At 73.2% G+C, this 16,094-nt stretch carries 15 protein-coding genes; 10 read left to right on the forward strand and 5 right to left on the reverse strand.

All coding sequences use genetic code 11. The features are described from left to right. Window positions 1-81 precede the first annotated feature (81 nt). Both AL2_RS21990 and AL2_RS21995 read left to right on the forward strand, forming a co-directional pair. Window positions 82-642, forward strand: a complete 561-nt coding sequence (locus tag AL2_RS21990; RefSeq protein ID WP_067636400.1) for a PH domain-containing protein — start codon at window positions 82-84, stop codon at window positions 640-642. Further along, window positions 639-2,069, forward strand: a complete 1,431-nt coding sequence (locus AL2_RS21995) for a PH domain-containing protein (RefSeq protein WP_067636402.1) — start codon at window positions 639-641, stop codon at window positions 2,067-2,069. The genes AL2_RS21990 and AL2_RS21995 overlap by 4 nt, the downstream gene beginning before the upstream one ends. On the opposite strand, the gene sepH is transcribed toward AL2_RS21995, so the two are convergent. After that, complete coding sequence (gene sepH / locus AL2_RS39335; RefSeq protein WP_245666818.1) at window positions 2,041-3,954, reverse strand: septation protein SepH; 1,914 nt, start codon at window positions 3,952-3,954, stop codon at window positions 2,041-2,043. The two genes, AL2_RS21995 and sepH, sit on opposite strands and share 29 nt — an antisense overlap. A gap of 474 nt (window positions 3,955-4,428) precedes the next feature. Between sepH and AL2_RS22005 the strand changes: the two genes are divergently transcribed. Further along, a complete protein-coding gene (locus AL2_RS22005) occupies window positions 4,429-5,346 on the forward strand; it encodes a hypothetical protein (protein ID WP_067636404.1) in 918 nt (305 codons plus the stop codon). Here AL2_RS22005 and AL2_RS22010 read toward each other — a convergent pair. Beyond that, window positions 5,343-6,653: a D-arabinono-1,4-lactone oxidase gene (locus AL2_RS22010; protein ID WP_067636406.1), complete on the reverse strand. Its 1,311-nt coding sequence runs from the start codon at window positions 6,651-6,653 to the stop codon at window positions 5,343-5,345. The two genes, AL2_RS22005 and AL2_RS22010, sit on opposite strands and share 4 nt — an antisense overlap. A gap of 138 nt (window positions 6,654-6,791) precedes the next feature. Here AL2_RS22010 and AL2_RS22015 point away from each other — a divergent pair, with 138 nt between their 5' ends. The 3 genes from AL2_RS22015 to AL2_RS22025 are packed head-to-tail and all read left to right on the forward strand — an operon-like array spanning window position 6,792 to window position 9,846. Beyond that, window positions 6,792-8,093: a lytic transglycosylase domain-containing protein gene (locus AL2_RS22015; RefSeq protein ID WP_245666819.1), complete on the forward strand. Its 1,302-nt coding sequence runs from the start codon at window positions 6,792-6,794 to the stop codon at window positions 8,091-8,093. Between the two features lie 41 nt (window positions 8,094-8,134). After that, window positions 8,135-9,040 carry a ferrochelatase gene (locus AL2_RS22020; protein WP_067636408.1) on the forward strand — a complete coding sequence of 302 codons (906 nt, stop codon included), beginning with the start codon at window positions 8,135-8,137 and terminating at the stop codon, window positions 9,038-9,040. Further along, window positions 9,037-9,846, forward strand: a complete 810-nt coding sequence (locus tag AL2_RS22025) for an inositol monophosphatase family protein (RefSeq protein WP_067636410.1) — start codon at window positions 9,037-9,039, stop codon at window positions 9,844-9,846. The genes AL2_RS22020 and AL2_RS22025 overlap by 4 nt, the downstream gene beginning before the upstream one ends. A gap of 107 nt (window positions 9,847-9,953) precedes the next feature. Here AL2_RS22025 and AL2_RS38120 read toward each other — a convergent pair whose 3' ends face one another. After that, complete coding sequence (locus AL2_RS38120; protein ID WP_168444606.1) at window positions 9,954-10,130, reverse strand: hypothetical protein; 177 nt, start codon at window positions 10,128-10,130, stop codon at window positions 9,954-9,956. A 206-nt stretch (window positions 10,131-10,336) separates the two neighbouring features. On the opposite strand from AL2_RS38120, the gene AL2_RS22030 reads away from it, so the two are divergent. Both AL2_RS22030 and AL2_RS22035 read left to right on the forward strand, forming a co-directional pair. Next, the gene (locus tag AL2_RS22030) at window positions 10,337-10,990 is read left to right on the forward strand and encodes a response regulator transcription factor (RefSeq protein ID WP_024935038.1); all 654 of its coding nucleotides are present in this window, start codon (window positions 10,337-10,339) and stop codon (window positions 10,988-10,990) included. Continuing rightward, window positions 10,987-12,333, forward strand: coding sequence for a sensor histidine kinase (locus AL2_RS22035; protein ID WP_245666821.1), 1,347 nt, complete (start codon window positions 10,987-10,989; stop codon window positions 12,331-12,333). Before AL2_RS22030 ends, AL2_RS22035 begins: the two co-directional genes overlap by 4 nt. A gap of 85 nt (window positions 12,334-12,418) precedes the next feature. On the opposite strand, the gene AL2_RS22040 is transcribed toward AL2_RS22035, so the two are convergent. Next, window positions 12,419-14,092, reverse strand: coding sequence for a serine/threonine-protein kinase (locus tag AL2_RS22040; protein ID WP_067636412.1), 1,674 nt, complete (start codon window positions 14,090-14,092; stop codon window positions 12,419-12,421). A gap of 535 nt (window positions 14,093-14,627) precedes the next feature. On the opposite strand from AL2_RS22040, the gene AL2_RS22045 reads away from it, so the two are divergent. Both AL2_RS22045 and AL2_RS22050 read left to right on the forward strand, forming a co-directional pair. Next, window positions 14,628-14,924 carry a DUF4193 domain-containing protein gene (locus tag AL2_RS22045; RefSeq protein ID WP_067488409.1) on the forward strand — a complete coding sequence of 99 codons (297 nt, stop codon included), beginning with the start codon at window positions 14,628-14,630 and terminating at the stop codon, window positions 14,922-14,924. A 14-nt stretch (window positions 14,925-14,938) separates the two neighbouring features. Then, complete coding sequence (locus AL2_RS22050) at window positions 14,939-15,760, forward strand: hypothetical protein (RefSeq protein ID WP_245666823.1); 822 nt, start codon at window positions 14,939-14,941, stop codon at window positions 15,758-15,760. A gap of 30 nt (window positions 15,761-15,790) precedes the next feature. On the opposite strand, the gene AL2_RS22055 is transcribed toward AL2_RS22050, so the two are convergent. Continuing rightward, on the reverse strand, window positions 15,791-16,078 hold the full coding sequence (locus tag AL2_RS22055) for a DUF4235 domain-containing protein (RefSeq protein ID WP_067636414.1): 288 nt from the start codon (window positions 16,076-16,078) through the stop codon (window positions 15,791-15,793). Window positions 16,079-16,094 lie beyond the last annotated feature (16 nt).

Raw genomic sequence — 16,094 nt, forward strand, 5'->3', positions numbered from 1 at the left:
CCGCGATCGTGCCGCCGTTTCCGGTGATCGGTCCCGGACGGACCGGCTGTAGGGGGCCCCGCGGCGTTCTAAACTCGCGGTGTGACGACGGTGCGGCGCGGTCACCAGAGGGACGGCGGGGGGCCGCGCCCGCCGCGGCTGCGGCCGCCCGAACACCGGGTCTCGCCCCGCGCCATCGCGCACTGGGCGATCGAGTACCTGCTGCTGTGGGGGCTCGCGTTCGGGCTCGCGCTGGGGGTGGCCGCCTGGGTGGGCGACTCCGACTGGGACGCCCTGCCCGGCTGGGTGTCCGGCCGCGTCGGCTGGCTGCCCTACATCGTCGGCGCCGCCGGGCTCCTCATGGTGACCGTCGCGCCCGTCTGGCGTTACCGCGTCCACCGCTGGGAGGTCAGCGCCGACGTCGTCTACACCCGCACGGGCTGGTTCAGCCGCGAATGGCTTCTCGTGCCCGTCGGACGCATCCAGACCGTCGACAGCAAGCAGGGGTGGATCGAACGGATGCTGGGGCTCGCCACCATCGAGGTCAACACGGCCTCCCACACCGGCTCGTCGGAGGTGTCCGGGCTGCCCGTGGACGTCGCCACCCGGCTGGCCGAGGACCTGGCGCACCGCGCCCACGACCTCCGCGACGACGCGACGTGAACGTGCGGCTGCACCCGCTCACGTTCGTCGTCGGCGCCGTCCGCGAACTCCTCGCCCTCATCGCCGCCGGAGCCACGGGCCTCCTCGTCGGCGGAATGTCCACGGCGTTCTACTTCACCCTGGTCGGCCTCGCGCTGGGGCTGCTCTTCCACATCGCCAACTGGATGACGTTCACCTACGTCCTGCACGACGACCGCATAGAACTGCGGCGGGCCCTCATAGGACGGTCGGTCAAGAGCATCCCGCGCGACCGCATCCGCGGCGTCGACATCAGCGCGAACCTCCCGCACAGGCTGCTCGGCCTGGCGATCGTCCGCATCGACGCGGGGGCGGACGGCGGCGAGGGCGAGCTCAACGCCGTCTCCCTGCGGGAGGCTGAACGGCTCCGCCGCGTCCTGCTGGCCCGGGACGCCCCCGCCCCGCCCCGCCGCGTCCTCGCCCGCATGCGCCGCCGCTGGTACGTGTACGCCCCGCTCAGCGGCGCCTACCTGCTGACCCCGTTCGCGGTCGCGGGCAGCCTCCTCGGCACCCTCTACAACCTCGGGGACGACCTCGGGCTGATCACGCGGGAGCGCGTGGAGGACTTCGGCCACGACGTGGTCGGCCTGTCCACGGCCCTCGTCGTCGCGCTGATCATCCTCGTGCTGATCGCCATGCCGGTCATGTCGGTGATCGCGTTCATGCTCTTCAACTGGGACTTCACCGTCCACGAGCGGGACGGCTCCGTCGTCGCCGAGCGCGGCCTGCTCACCCGCCGCAGCGTCTCCCTCGAACGCCGCCGGCTGCGCGGCGTCGAACTCACCGACAACCCGTTCGAGCGCCTCGCCCGCGTGACCCGCGTCGGCGCCCTCATCACCGGCCTCGGGGACGCCGCCCACCGGGGCCGCCTGCTGCCCGCGGCCCCCCGCCCGGTCTCCGAGTCCCTCGCCGCCCGCGTCGTCGGCAACGTCCCCGGCCCCCTGATCGCGCACCCGCCCGCCGCGCGGAGCCGCCGCGTCGCCCGCGCCGTCGCGCCCCCGGCCGGCGTCGCCGTCCTGGCCGTCCTCGCCGGCCAGCCCTGGGTCGCCGGCGCGTGCGCCACCGCGGCCGTCCTCGCCGTCCCCCTCGGCCTGGACCGCTACCGCCAGCTCGGCCACGCCTCCGACGGCGAGCGCCTCACCGTCCGGTCCGGTTCGCTGCGCCGGCGCCAGGTCGTCGTCGAGCACAGCGCCATCGTCGGCTGGCGCGTCCGCCGCACCCTGTTCCAGCGCCGCCTCGGCCTGGCCACGCTGTTCGCCGCCGTCGGCGCGGGCGACGGCGGCTACTCCTCGGCCGACATGGCGGAGGGGGACGCGGTGGCGCTGGCCGCCGCGATCACCCCCGAGTGGCTGACCCCGTTCCTCGCCGCCGGCGCGCCGCCTAGTCGGGGCGGCGCGCGCCGAACATGATCTCGTCCCAGGACGGGACGGAGGCGCGCTTGGCCTTGGACTTGCGCCGCCGCGCCGGCCGCTGCGCCGGCGTGCTCTCGCTGCTCGCCGCCGCGGCGGGCGAGCCGGTGGCCGGCTTGTCCTGAGCGGCGGGCATGGTCGGACGGGTGCCCGGCTTCTTCTTCGCCGGCGCCCGCGCAGGCTGCCGCGGCGCCGGCGGCTTCTGCACCGGGGCGGCCCTGCCCGCGTCCGCCGCGCCACGCGACCGCTCCTCGGCGTCCGGCCGCGCGTCGGGTTCGTCCCCGTCCCGCGCCCGGGCGGCCTCCCCGGCCACCTCGTGCGCTTCGTGCGCTTCGTGCGCTTCGCCGGTCTCGTCCTCGTCCTCGTCATCCGGCTGGACGGCTTCGCCCGCCGCCACCTCACGCTCGTCCCGCACTGCCGCACCGGACTCGCCGCGCGTTCCCTGGGCGCTGTCACCCTGACGTGCATCGCCGGTTTCGTCGTGGTCTTGCGGCTGGACGGTGTGGTTCGCCGGGGTGGTGTCGCCGGCCTGTGCCACCTCGTGTTCGTCCTGCGCCGAGGTGCCGCGCGCCTCTTGCTGTGCTTGGCCGGCTTCTTCGGTTGTCCGGACGTCCGTGCCGGTCGGTGCCGTCTCACGTTCGCGGCGTGCTTCCTGCGGCTGGGTGTCCGTGCTCTGGGTCGCCGGGGAGGTCTCGCCGCCCTGTGCCGTTTCGCGTTCGTCCTGCACCGACGCGCCGCGCGCCTCCTGCGGCGCTTCGCTGACCTCCTGCTCGCGGGCGCCGCCCGCCGTCGCCTGGCGCTCGTCCAGCGCCGGCCGGCGTGGCTCTTCGCGGCCGCGCTCATCCCGGGACGGGACGCCCGCACCCGCACGCTGCCGTGCTTCGCCTTCGTCGCGTGCCCGCGAGGCGTCGCGCAGGCCGGTGGCGGGGTCGTCCCGCGTGCCCGCGTCCTCGGCGCGCGGACGGACCGCCTCGGGTTCGCGGGTCTCGGTGAGGTCGAAGTCGTCCTCGTCGTGGGGGCGGGGGGTGGCCGGAGCCTGTGCCGCCTCGTGCCGTCCGAGCGGGGCGGAGGCCTCGCGCAGGGGGGCGGTCCCGGGCGGTTCGCGGAAGGCGGGGCGCGGGTCGATCATGCGGCCGCGCTCGATGATGTACTCGCGGGGCTCGGCGGCGCGGAGGGACCCGGGAGGGCCGGGCTGCTCCGGTTCGGGCGGTAGGCCGCGCACGTCGCGGTCGCGGTCGCTGCCGACGACCTTCATCGCGGGACGGCGCGGGACGAGCGGGGTGACGGTGTCGGAGAGCGCGTCGTCGTCCCATTCGACGGAGGTGAGGCGGGCGGCGATCTCGTCCAGCGGGGAGACGTGCCGGCGGCGCGGGTCGAAGGTCCACTCGGCGGCGTGCGGGCGGCCGCCCTCGAAGAAGGACAGCCGGACGCGCCAGGTGCCGTCCTCGCACTTCCAGGAGTCCCACTCGACCTCGTCCAGGTCGACGCCGCCGCGGCCGAGGCGCTCCTCGACGGTCTCGCCGAGCGGCGGGCCCGGGGTGGACTCGCCGGGCCGGCGGACGGAGACGCGCTGCGCCTGCTGGGCCATGTACTCGCGTTCCTGCAGGACCGGCCCCTCGAACCAGCGGACGCGCTCGACCGGGATACCCGCCGATTCGGCGATCTCCTCAGCGGTCTCGCCGGAGCGGATGCGGGCCTGGATCTCCTTGGGGCGCAAGGGATTCTCCACTTCGATCTCGAACTGGCCGAGGCGGGAGAAGTGCCCACGGACCGCTGCGCGGAGCCGGTCGTCGACGGGCAGGGTGAACCGGGTGCCTCGGCCCGCGGTGGCCAGGACGAGGTACGTACCGTCCTCGCTGACCGCGACGAGGCGCAGCTCCTGCATGCGTGTCCTTCCTGCCCTGTCCTGATGGCACGGAGGACGCCGGATCGCTCGGCCGTGCTCTCACGGCCGGCCGCCCGATGCCCACCGAGGGCGCATGCGTGCCCTTTCCCCCGGGTTCCCGAGTCTCTCTTCCGGACACACCTGCTGCCAGCACCGTACCCGGCATGTCCGAACATCGCCGCTCTCGAAGCCCCCTTCACGAGGTCGAAGAGGGCACCTGACCAAGCTTGCCCGCGCCGCGACCCGCGAGAGGGCGCCATGCCCGATTCTTGTGCATCCTTTTCCACACCGTGCCTGACGAGCCTGTCCGGTTCCAGTGGTGGACGTTGCGAGAGTCACGTCGTGGGCAGGAACACGCAGATCTTCCGATTACGTTCTTGATCAGGGGGATTTAGTCAGGGCCCGGGCGAAGCTCGCCGATGGAACGGCGGCGGGCGGGGGGCCGGACGGACGCAGACAGGGGTGAACGCAGGCATGCCGCGCAAGCTGCCGGATCTCAGTACGACGCAGCTGATCGCGAGTGCGGCGGCGACGGCGGTCGCCGCCCTGGGGGCGTCCTACCTGGGCGTGTACGGGACGATCATCGGCGCGGCCCTGATGAGCTTGATCTCGACGGCGGGGTCGGCGGTCGGCAAGCACTACCTCGACCAGGGCCGGGACCAGATCAAGGAGCTGACGCACCTGCAGACCGCGGTGCGGCGGCGGACGGCGGCCGAGAGCGCGGCGGACGAGGCGAGGAGCGCCGACCCGACCCGGACCGCGGTGTGGTCCGGGGACCCGAACGCGACGCGGTTCGATCCGTTCGGCGACCCGAACGCCACCCGGCTCGATCCGGGCGGCGACCCCGGCGCCACGCGCCGGGACCCGGTGGACGCGGTCGCCGGCTCGCTTGCCGGGGAGGCGGGCGAGGACGCGGTGCGCGAGGTCGTCCGCCGGACGGCGTGGCAGAACACGGTCGAGTGGGCCAAGGCGCACTGGGCGAAGCTGGCGGTGTCGTCGGCGGCGGTGTTCGCCATCGTCATCGGCGGGATCACCGCTTACGAGGCGGCCACCGGCGAGCCCATCGGCGGGGGCGGCAACCGGGGGCTGACGGTCACCAACGTGGTGGACGGCGGCGGCGGGCAGCCGGACGGCACCCCGTCGCAGGACCCGTCCGGAGGCCCCACCGAGCCGGGCACGACCCCGAGCCAGGAGCCGACCGGGGACACGCCCTCGACGGACCCGGGGACGCCGGCGCCGCAGCCGACGGATCGGCCGACCGAGCAGCCCACGCAGCAGCCGACGACCCCGGTGCCCACGGCTCCGGCCACGCCGGCGCCGACAGGGGGCCAGCAGGACGGCGGGGCCGGCGGCGGTCAGGGCGTGGAGCCCCCGCAGACCCCGGCCGGCTAGTCGCCGAAGACCTGCGTCGTGTACGGGTTGGCGAAGAGGCGCTGGGGGTCCAGCTCGTCGCGCAGGGCGCGGAAGTCGCCGAACCGCGGGTAGACCTTCTCCAGGTAGGACGCGTCGCGCGTGTGGAGCTTGCCCCAGTGCGGACGTCCGCCGAGCGCGGTCAGCAGTTCCTCGACGCCGCGGAAGTAGTCCTCATGCGGGTCGCGGTGGTAGACGTGCACGGCGATGAACGCGCTCTTCCGCCCGTGGGCCATCGACAGCCAGGCGTCCTCCTGCGGCAGGAGCCGGACTTCGATGGGGAAGCTGATCCGCCAGTCGCGCTTGGTGAACAGGGAGCGGAGTTCGCGCAGCGCCGGGACGAGCTCCTCGCGCGGGATCGCGTACTCCTGTTCCTTGAAGCGAACCGTCCGCGGGCTCGTGAAGATCTTGTAGGACGTGTCGCTGTACGTGCGGGCTCCGAGGGCCTTGGCGGACACCTTGTTCACGAACGGCGTCGTGGCCGGCGCCAGGTGCGTGGCCTTGTTCACGACACCGAAGACCGTGTTCGACAGGAACTGGTCGTCGAGCCAGTACCGGAACTTGGACACCGGCTCCGGGGGGCCCTCGACGCGGTTGTTGCGCTTGGTCAGGCAGCCCTCGGTGTGCGGGAACCAGTAGAACTCGAAGTGCTCGTTGGCGGCGTCGAACTCGTCCACGCGGGACAGGACCTCGTCCCACTTCATCGGCTCCTCCTGCGCGCGCAGGAGGAACGACGGGACGGTCCGCCATGTGATGGCGGTGACGACGCCGAGCGCGCCGAGACCCGCGCGTGCGGCGTCGAACAGGTCGGGACGCTCCTCGCGCGAGCACGTGACGGTGCTGCCGTCGGCGAGGACGATCTCCAGCGCGGTGACCTGGGAGACGAGCCCGGCCGCGTCACGTCCCGTGCCGTGCGTGGCGGTCTGCAGGGCGCCGGCGACGGTCTGCTCCTGGATGTCGCCCATGTTCGCCAGCGCGAGACCGTGCTCGTCCAGCACCTGGTTGAGCACGTGCAGCGGGAGCCCCGCCTCGACGGTGACCAGACCGGTGGCGGTGTCGACCGAGCGGACCGCGGTGAGCGCCGTGGGACGCAGCAGGACGCCCTCGGCGACGGCGGCGCCGGTGAAGGAGTGCCCGGTGCCGGTCATGCGGACGGTGAGGCCGTCGCCGGCGGCCGACCGCACCGCCGCGGCCACCTCGTCGGCGGTGCGCGGCGTCACGACGCGCCGCGGTGTGGCCTGCTGGTTTCCCGCCCAGTTCTGCCACGTTCGGGTGTTCTCGGGGGACATGCGGCGACTCTACTCGGCAAATGATTGTGAGGAAAGTTCATGTTTCGGGGCCGGGGGAGAGCGTGGAACCGGCGATAACGTACGATCCCGTAACCACGGCTGGGTAACCGTCCGTAGCGAGACTCGTTGGGAAATGTTGTGGCTTCTCCATCAGCATCACGCACCGGCCCCGTCGCGGGAGCGTCCGGCGATATCGCGGGAGCCTCCGGCGATGCCGCGGGGGCGGCCGGCGAGGGCGCGGCGCCCGCCGCCCGCCCGCCGAGGCCCAAGCCGGAGAAGAAGCGGCGCGACCCGCGCGGCGGCGGGAACGCCCGGACGCGGCGGGGCGGCCGGGCGCTGCCGTTCCTCATCGGCGGCATCGCCGTCCTCGCCATCGCCAGCACCTCCGGCGGCGTCTACGCGGCGCTGACCGCGGAGAAGTCGGAGCCCGCCGCGTCCGACCCGCCGCGGAACCCGCCGCCCGGCGCCGGCGACCCCGTCAACGTGGCCACGGGCGGCCAGGTCGCGCCGCTGCGCCGGGTGGTCCCCCCGGACGTGCTCGCGGTCGGCGGCGGCACGATCTCCGCCGCCAAGATCAGGCGGATCGCGAAGCTGAGCCGGGTCAAGGACGTGACGGCGGTCGCGGGCGGCGCCGTCCAGATCCAGGGCCGCCAAGTGAACGCGTTCGCCGTGGACCCGTCCTCGTTCCGCTCCTGGACGCCGCCCGGCACGGCGAAGAAGACCGAGCTGTGGGAGGCGCTGGCCGGGAACCAGTTCGTCGTGTCCCCGGCCGCCGCCGAGCAGCTCCAGCTGACCAGGGGCTACCAGTACCCGGTGGTCGGGCGGACGGTGCCGAACCTCACGATGGGCGGCTCCGGCGCGCTCGGCCTGCCCGGCATCGACATGCTCGTCAGCGAGAAGACCGGTACCGAGATGGGGCTCGTCCCGAACGTGGCGGTGCTGGTCAACGCGCCCGGAGTGAGCCCGGCCAAGGTCGTCAAGGCCGTCGGCAAGGTGCTCGGCTCCGGCACGGACGTGCTCAACCTGCACGAGAGCAAGTACCAGTCGTCCGGCGGCGGCCGCTCCGCCAGCTATCTGGACCTGTACAAGCAGGCGGCCACCACCTGCCCCGGCCTGTCGTGGACGGTCCTCGCCGCCATCGGCCAGGTGGAGAGCGACCACGGACGCAACGCCGGCACCTCCAGCGCGGGCGCGCTCGGCCCCATGCAGTTCATGCCCGCGACGTGGAAGGCGTACGGGGTGGACGGCGACCGGGACGGCAAGGCCGACATCACGAACCCCTTCGACGCGATCCCGGGCGCGGCCAAGTACCTGTGCGCGAACGGCGCGGGACGCGGCGGCAAGCAGCTCTACAACGCGGTGTGGCACTACAACCACGCCGACTGGTACGTCCAGAAGGTCCTGAACCTCGCCAGGGCCTACGCGGCGAAGTACGACTGACCCAGAGCCGGGCATCCGGCGGCGGCTGGTTGGATGGAGGCATGAGGTCGTACGACGCGCTGCTTCTGCTGTCCTTCGGGGGACCGGAGGGGCCCGAGGACGTGATCCCGTTCCTGGAGAACGTGACCCGCGGCCGCAACATCCCGAAGGAACGGCTGGAGAAGGTAGGGGAGAACTACTACCGGTTCGGCGGGGTCAGCCCGATCAACCAGTTGTGCCGGGACCTCAAGTCCGCGATCGAGGCCGACTTCGCGGCCCATGGCGTGGACCTGCCGGTCTACTGGGGCAACCGGAACTGGACTCCCTACCTCGCCGACACCGTCCGGCAGATGAAGGCCGACGGGATCCGGCGCGCGGCGGCGTTCGTGACCTCCGCCTACAGCGGCTTCTCCACGAACGACCAGTACCTCAACGACATCGCCCGCGCGCGTGAGGAGGTCCCGGACGCCCCGGAGATCGACAAGCTCCCCGTCTACTGCGACAGGCCCGGCTTCGTCGACCCGTTCGTGGACGCGGCCAAGGACGCCCTGAGCCGGGTCCCGGAAGGCGCACGCCTGGTCTTCACCGCGCACAGCGTCCCCCTGTCACAGCCCAACCAGGAGCTGTACGTCGCGGAACTGGAGCGGGCCGCGCGGACGGTCGCCGGTAGGGCGGCTCCGGGAGCGCCGTGGGATCTCGTCTACCAGAGCCGGAGCGGGCCGCCGAGCCAGCCGTGGCTGGAGCCGCAGATCACCGACCACCTGGAGGAGCTCCACGGCGAGGGCGTCCGCGCCGTCGCGGTCGTGCCGATCGGTTTCGTCTCCGACCACATGGAGGTCAAGTACGACCTCGACGTGGAGGCCGCCGACCGGGCCGCCGAGCTCGGCCTCGCGTTCGCGCGCGCCGCGACCCCCGGCGCCGACCCGCGCTTCGCCGCCCTGCCCCGCGACCTTCTTGGAGAAGCATGAGCCTGGCCGACGACCTTCTCGAACTCGCCGCCGCGACCGCGCGGGAGGCCGGCCTGATGCTGGTCGACAAGCGCCCCGCGGACGGCCCGGACGTCGTGCAGACCAAGTCGTCCCCGACCGACGTCGTCACCCAGATGGACCGCGCCGCCGAGCAGCTGATCATCGAGCGGATCCGGGCGGTCCGCCCCGACGACGCGTTCCTCGGCGAGGAGGGCGGCACCCGCGCCGGGGGCAGCGGCGTCCGGTGGGTGGTCGACCCGATCGACGGGACCGTGAACTACCTCTACGACCTGCCCGACTGGGCGGTCAGCATCGCCGCCGAGGTGGACGGCGCCGCCGTCGCCGGCGCGGTGGAGGTGCCGCGGCGCGGCGAGTCGTACACGGCGGTGCGCGGCGGCGGCGCGCTCCTGCACACCGCGTCCGGCACCCGCGAACTGCGGGTGAACGCGCGGGTGCCGCTCGGCAAGGCCCTGGTCGCCACCGGGTTCGGCTACGACGCGGCGCGGCGCGCCCGGCAGGCGCAGGTCCTCACCGGCGTGCTGCCGAACGTCCGCGACATCCGCCGCGGCGGCTCCTGCTGCGTGGACCTGTGCTCGCTCGCGGCGGGACGGGTCGACGCGTACTACGAGCGCGGCGTCCAGGCGTGGGACATCGCCGCCGGCGCGCTGATCGTGCAGGAGGCGGGCGGTCGCGTCGAGGGTCTGGACGGGGCGCCCGCGGGCCCTGAGCTGACCGTGGCGGCCGGGCCGGGCACGTTCGAGGCGCTGCACGCCCTCCTGGCCCCGCTAGACCCCACGCGCGACTGAGCGCCGCCGACGTGCGGACCGCGAGAGGCCGTGAACGGCGAGGAGCCCGGGACCGGCGGATGGTCCCGGGCTCCTCGACCACGGTCGCGCCCTCTGGAACGCGGCGGTCAATCGCAGCGGGGTGGTTCGACGCCGATGTCGTTGTTCGCTGCGATCCGGCGCAGTTCGCTGATCTCCTCCTGACGGATGTCCGCCAGGTAGGTGTCGCCTTCTGCGTGGGCGGTGCGCAGCGACGCGTACGCGTCATCGAGCCGCTGCTGGATCATGCGTGACAGCTCGCCCATGGGCCTCCTCCCGGATCGTTTCCATGCCCTACCCAGACCTAAGCTGAAAGCAAACCTGTTCGCGGGTGCAATTTTCGCGGATTGTTGCGTCCGCGCGGGCACCGGGGGGTGTACACGGAGCTGAACGCCTGTTTACGGGCGTCTTACGGCTCCCGTGGCATATCTGAGAGCCGAGGGCCGGCCGTGCCCACCAGGAGGGGGACCCTGTGCGTGTTCTAGTCGTCGAGGACGAGCGGGTGCTCGCCGACGCGATCGCCACCGGCCTGCGCAGGGAGACGCTGGCCGTGGACGTGGCCTACGACGGCGCGGGCGCGCTGGAGCGGGCCGGCGTCAACGAGTACGACGTGATCGTGCTCGACCGCGACCTGCCGAAGGTCCACGGCGACGACGTCTGCAAGCAGCTCGTCGCGCAGCGCTACCCGGCGCGGATCATCATGCTGACGGCGGCCGGCGAGCTGGACGACCGGGTCGAGGGCCTGTCCATCGGCGCGGACGACTACCTCGCCAAGCCGTTCGCGTTCGCCGAGCTGATCGCCCGGGTGCGGGCCCTCGGCCGGCGCGCGGCCGCGCCGCTGCCGCCCGTCCTGGAACGCGCCGGGATCACGCTCGACCCGGCCCGCCGCGAGGTCGCGCGGGACGGCCGCCCGGTCGAGCTGACCCGCAAGGAGTTCGCGGTCTTGGAGGTGCTGCTCAGCGCGGACGGCGCGGTCGTCAGCTCCGAGCACCTGCTGGAGAAGGCGTGGGACGAGCACATCGACCCGTTCACCAACGTCGTCCGGGTCACGATGATGACGCTGCGCAAGAAGCTCGGCGACCCGCCGGTGATCGAGACCGTGCCCGGCGTGGGGTACCGGCTGTGACCGCGCCCCAGCCCGGACCGGACGAGCCCGGCACGTCCGCGCAGGCTCCCGGGGCCGGCGACACGCGCCCGAACACCGCGCAGGACGCCGATGCGCGGACCACCCAGCCCACCGCCGTCCCCGCCGGTGACGGCGGCGCGCGGCGCGGCGGCCGGTGGCGGCGGCCGGGCCCGCAGCAGGTCCCGCAGCCGCCGCCGGCCCCGAAGGGCATGTGGCGCGGCGACGGCGGCCCGCTGACCGCGCTGCCCGGCCGGATGAGCGTGCGGCTGCGCCTCACCCTGCTGTACGGGCTGCTGTTCTTCATGGCCGGCGCGCTGCTGCTGTTCGTGATGTCGTTCCTGATGGCCAACATCCTCGGCAACGTCAAGCTGATCGTCCCCGGCTTCACCGAGGCCGAGAACGCCGAGCTGCAGCGCCAGTTCATCGAGCAGACGATGAAGCAGCTGGTCGGGCGGTCGCTGCTCGCGCTCGGCGGGGTCGGGGTCATCACGCTGGTGCTCGGCTGGTTCGTCGCCGACCGGGCGCTCAGCCCGCTGCAGCGGGTCACCACGACCGCGCGCCGGCTGTCGGAGAGCACGCTGCACGAGCGCATAGCGCTGGAGGGCCCGGACGACGAGATCAAGGAGCTGGCCGACACCTTCGACGCGATGCTGGAGCGCCTCGGGCAGGCGTTCGACTCGCAGCGCCGGTTCGTCGCGAACGCCTCGCACGAGCTGCGCACCCCGCTCGCGATCAACCGGACGCTGCTGGAGGTGGCGCTCGGCGACCCCGAGGTGTCCGACGACCTGCGCACGGTCGGTAAGACGCTGCTGGCGACCAACGCCCGGCACGAGCGGCTCATCGAGGGGCTGCTGCTGCTCGCCCGCAGCGAGCGGCAGCTGACCGCCCGCACCCCGGTCGACATGGCGGAGGTGGCGGCGACGGTGCTGGAGCAGTCGTCGCGCCGCGAGCGCGACAACGACGTGGCCGTCCACCCGGAGCTGACGCAGGGGACGGCGCTCGGCGACCCGGTGCTGCTGGAGCACCTCGTGTCCAACCTCGTGGAGAACGCGGTCAAGCACAACGAGGCGGAGGGCGGCGAGCTTTGGATCCGCACCGGAATGCTCGACGGCTACGCCACCGTCCAGGTCGAGAACACCGGGCCCGTGGTGCCTGCCTACGAGGTGGAGCGGCTGTTCGAGCCGTTCCGGCGGCTGAACGCCGACCGCGTCGAGTCGTCCAAGGGCGCGGGCCTCGGCCTGTCGATCGTCCGCTCGGTGGTGCTCGCGCACCGCGGCGCCGTCTACGCGGTGCCCCGCCCGGGCGGCGGGCTGATCGTGACCGTCCGCCTCCCGCCCGGCTGACGCCCCCGCCCCCGCCCCTGAAACGCGGAACGCCCTGGCTCGCCTCCGGGAGGCGGACCAGGGCGTTCGGCCGATCGGACCGGGATCAGGACTTCGACACGTTCCCGTACGCGCCGGGGCTCGGGTCGGTCTGGTTCTGCCGCCACTCCCACCGCATCGACGTACCGGACGAGGTCGGGATGAAGGTGATGTACCCGGCGGCGCACTCCTCCGGGTCCATCCCCGCCATCGGAGTCTCGCGGTACTCCACCTTGTCGTCTTCGGACGACAGCAGCGACAGGCGCGTGTAGCACTTGTCCTGCGCGCCCGACGGGTAGGTGTACGTCGCGACGCCGGTCGAGTAGATCAGGGAGAACTTGGCCTCGAACTTGTCGTGCCCGGACCCGGCGCCCGGCTGGTTCCCGTCGCCGGTGAAGTTGCCGACCAGCCCGCCGGTCGCGCGCGGCGTCGGGGTGGTGTCGTCGGGCGGCGTGTAGGTGCTCGTCGGGTACGGCCTCGGGTACGGATCCGGGTCGTCGTCGCTGTTGGCGCCGATGATCGCCAGCACCACGACCACCAGGATGACGATCAGCGCCAGCCCGCCGCAGCCGATCGCGATGATCGGCCCGGCCGAGCTGGACCGCTTCGGCGGCGGCCCGTACCCCGGCATCGGCGGCATGCCCTGCTGCATCGGCATGCCCTGCTGCGGCGGGGGCGGCGGCGGGACGGCCGGGCCCTGGTACATCGCCATGGGCGGCGGCGTGATCGGCTGCGGCGGCGGCGTCGCCGGGCCCGCCATCGCGCCCTGGTGCATCGGCATCGGCGGCGGGGTGATCTGCGGCTGCGGCCGGTGCTGCGGCGCCGGCGGGACGGGTGGCGGCGGCGGCAGCTGCGAGGCGATCCGGGTGCCCTGGTTGAGCAGCTCCTCCTGCCCCGCCGCCTGCCCGGCGGGCGCCGCGCCGACGGCCCCGAGCAGGTTCAGCAGCAGCTGCGGGGCGGGCGGGCGCAGCCCCGCGTCCTTGGACAGGCAGCGCCCGACCAGGTCGCGCACCGGGCCCGGGGGCAGCGCCGACAGGTCCGGCTCCTCGTTGAGGATCCGGTTGATGATGACCGGCAGCGTCTCGGCCTCGAACGGCGACTGCCCGGTGGCGGCGAACACCATGGTCGCGCCCCAGGCGAAGATGTCGACGGCCGGGGTGAGCGGCGCGCCGGTCAGCTGCTCGGGCGCCAGGTAGCCGGGCGTGCCGACCACCATGCCGGTCGCGGTGACCGCGCTCTCCTGCGAGTTGACCGTCCGGGCGATGCCGAAGTCGACGACGCGCGGGCCGTCGGCGGCCAGCATCACGTTGTTCGGCTTGAAGTCGCGGTGCACGATCCCGGCCTCGTGGATGGCCGCGAGCGCGGTCGCCGTGCCGATCGCGAGCCGCTCCAGCTCCTCGGCGCTCCGCGGCCCGTTGTGCGCGACCACGTCGTGCAGGGACGGCCCGTCGATGAACTCGCTGACGACGTAGGGCTGGTCACCGTGGACGTCGGCCTCCAGCACCCGCGCCGTGCAGAAGGGCTCGACCTTCTGCGCCGCACTCACCTCGCGGGTGAAACGGGCACGCGCGGCCGGGTCGTTGGCCATCTGCGCGTGCAGCAGCTTGACCGCGACGTACTCGCCTCCGGGCGCCTTGCCCAGGAAGACGGCGCCCTGACCCCCGGCACCGAGGCGTCCGATGACCTCGTACTGTCCGAGTGCCCTCGGATCGCCCGGCTCCAGCGGAGCGGCATCCGGCATCTGACCCTCCATTGACCCGCAGTGATGTGCGCGACATTGTGCGCAGGACCCGCCGCGGGCCTCGTGCCGGCGTTCTGACGAACCACCGGGTGAACCTCCGCAGGGGCCCGCCCCCAACCTCAGGCGGGCACGATATCGCGTTAGTTCAGACGTTTCACCGATCAGTCTGGTTCGCTGTTCCGGCGGCCGGGTCGGGCCGTCTCGCCGCATGTCCCGGCACGCGTCCCGCCGCGCGGGGCCGGTCGGCGCGCGCAACGCCGCCGGGACCGATATGATCCCGGCCGCCGCGGGAACTCCGGCTGGTGCCCCGGTTCGGCAACCGGGCCGCCGGCACGCGCCGGATATGTGACGGAAGACACAGTGCGAGGAAAGATGCGGGTGACGGGTGTCACTCGCGGGAACGGTCGCGCCTCGTGTGTCGCAGGTCACCAACCGTGACAGAATTTCCCGCCCGGATCGGGCACAAGAACGGCCCCTTAAGCGTTAGATCCGCGCGACGGGGCGCATAAAGCACTGAGGGGGATGGAGATAGAAGATGGCGACCGACTACGACAGCCCACGCAAGACAGACGACGATCTCAGCGAGGACAGCCTCCAGGAGCTCCAGGCCCGGCGGGCCGACAAGGCCGCCAGCATCATCGACGAGGACCTGGACGCCGGTGAGGTCGCCGAGCTGCCCGGGGCCGACCTGTCCAACGAGGAGCTCACCTTCCGGGTGGTTCCGCGGCAGGCCGACGAGTTCACCTGCACGCGCTGCTTCCTGGTGCACCACCGCAGCCAGCTGGCCGGCGAGAAGAACGGTCAGCCGATCTGCCGCGAGTGCGCCGCCTGACCGGGAGTGGCCGGGTGTCGGGAGAGATCGAGAAGCGTCATGACGAGGTGGAGCCGGCGCGCGGCGACGGCTCCACGGAACTGGGTGAGCTGATCGGACGGCTCACCGCCGACGAGGACATGGACCGCGAGACCCGCGGCCGCCTGCTCGGACGACTGGCCAGGCTGCTCGGCCAGAACGCCCGCAGGGTGGGGGCCGCGGGCGTCGCGCGCGGCAAATGGCTCGGCGACCTGCTCGTCGAGGCCGCGCCGCACATCCCGATCCGCGACCTTGAGACGTTGCAGGCCCACCACCGCGGGCTGATGGGCGAGGAACTCGCGGACCGGATCGTGAAGGTGGCGGGCAACGGCACGACCGCGGTCGGCGCGGCCGGCGGCGCGCTCGCCGCCGTGCAGTTCAGCGCCCCGCCCCTGCTGCTGACCGCCCCCGCCCAGCTCGCCGCCGAGACGCTCGTCGTCGCGGCCGTCGAGGTCAAGATGATCGCCGAACTGCACGAGGTGTACGGCGTCCGCGTCCAGGGCACCGGCACGGCCCGCGGCGCCGCGTTCGTCACGTCCTGGGCCCGGCAGCGCGGTATCAACCCCCTGGAGGCCGGGTCTTTCGCGAGCGCCCTCGGCACCGCCGCCAAGTCCGCCCTCCGCAAGCGGATGCTGCGCACCTTCGGCCGGACCATGACCACCATGGGACCGTTCCTGACCGGTGCCGCCGCGGGCGCCGCCCTCAACCGCTCCGCGACCAGGGCCCTGGCCATGAAGGTCCGCAACGACCTGCGCGAGAGCGCCGGGACCCCGCCCCCGCTCCCGGGCGACCACCGCCGCCGCGACCTCGAGCCCTAGCCGGGCCGCACGGCCGCGACGGCGCGGCGGTCAGCCCTCGGTCTTGAAATGGGAGGGGAGTTGGCCGGTGCCCTTGGCGTACTGGTGCGCCACGGCCCGGGTGGCGAGCAGCCGGGCCAGCTCCATGCCGACGCCCATGACCACGGCCCACCCGACCGCCTCGGCCAGGTCGACGTCCGGTGACTCGGGGTTCGTCGGGGGCTCCTTGCCCGTGCTCTTCTTCCAGATCATCGTGATGGCCTTCTTCGCGACGAAGCCGCCCGCGAACGCTGCGGCGCCGGCCATCACCCGCCAGCCGATGTCGCCTTTATCCGCCATATTCGTCCTCCACTCG

It is taken from the genome of Actinomadura latina NBRC 106108 (assembly GCF_001552195.1).
GTDB classification, from domain to species: domain Bacteria; phylum Actinomycetota; class Actinomycetes; order Streptosporangiales; family Streptosporangiaceae; genus Spirillospora; species Spirillospora latina.

Coding starts and splice junctions, on each gene's coding strand:
- sepH (WP_245666818.1), bottom strand. CDS start 3,954: ATGCAGGAGCTGCGCCTCGTCGCGGTCAGCGAGGACGGTACGTACCTC.
- AL2_RS22045 (WP_067488409.1), top strand. CDS start 14,628: ATGGCGACCGACTACGACAGCCCACGCAAGACAGACGACGATCTCAGC.
- AL2_RS22010 (WP_067636406.1), bottom strand. CDS start 6,653: ATGTCCCCCGAGAACACCCGAACGTGGCAGAACTGGGCGGGAAACCAG.
- AL2_RS22040 (WP_067636412.1), bottom strand. CDS start 14,092: ATGCCGGATGCCGCTCCGCTGGAGCCGGGCGATCCGAGGGCACTCGGA.
- AL2_RS22055 (WP_067636414.1), bottom strand. CDS start 16,078: ATGGCGGATAAAGGCGACATCGGCTGGCGGGTGATGGCCGGCGCCGCA.
- AL2_RS22005 (WP_067636404.1), top strand. CDS start 4,429: ATGCCGCGCAAGCTGCCGGATCTCAGTACGACGCAGCTGATCGCGAGT.
- AL2_RS22020 (WP_067636408.1), top strand. CDS start 8,135: ATGAGGTCGTACGACGCGCTGCTTCTGCTGTCCTTCGGGGGACCGGAG.
- AL2_RS22025 (WP_067636410.1), top strand. CDS start 9,037: ATGAGCCTGGCCGACGACCTTCTCGAACTCGCCGCCGCGACCGCGCGG.
- AL2_RS38120 (WP_168444606.1), bottom strand. CDS start 10,130: ATGGGCGAGCTGTCACGCATGATCCAGCAGCGGCTCGATGACGCGTAC.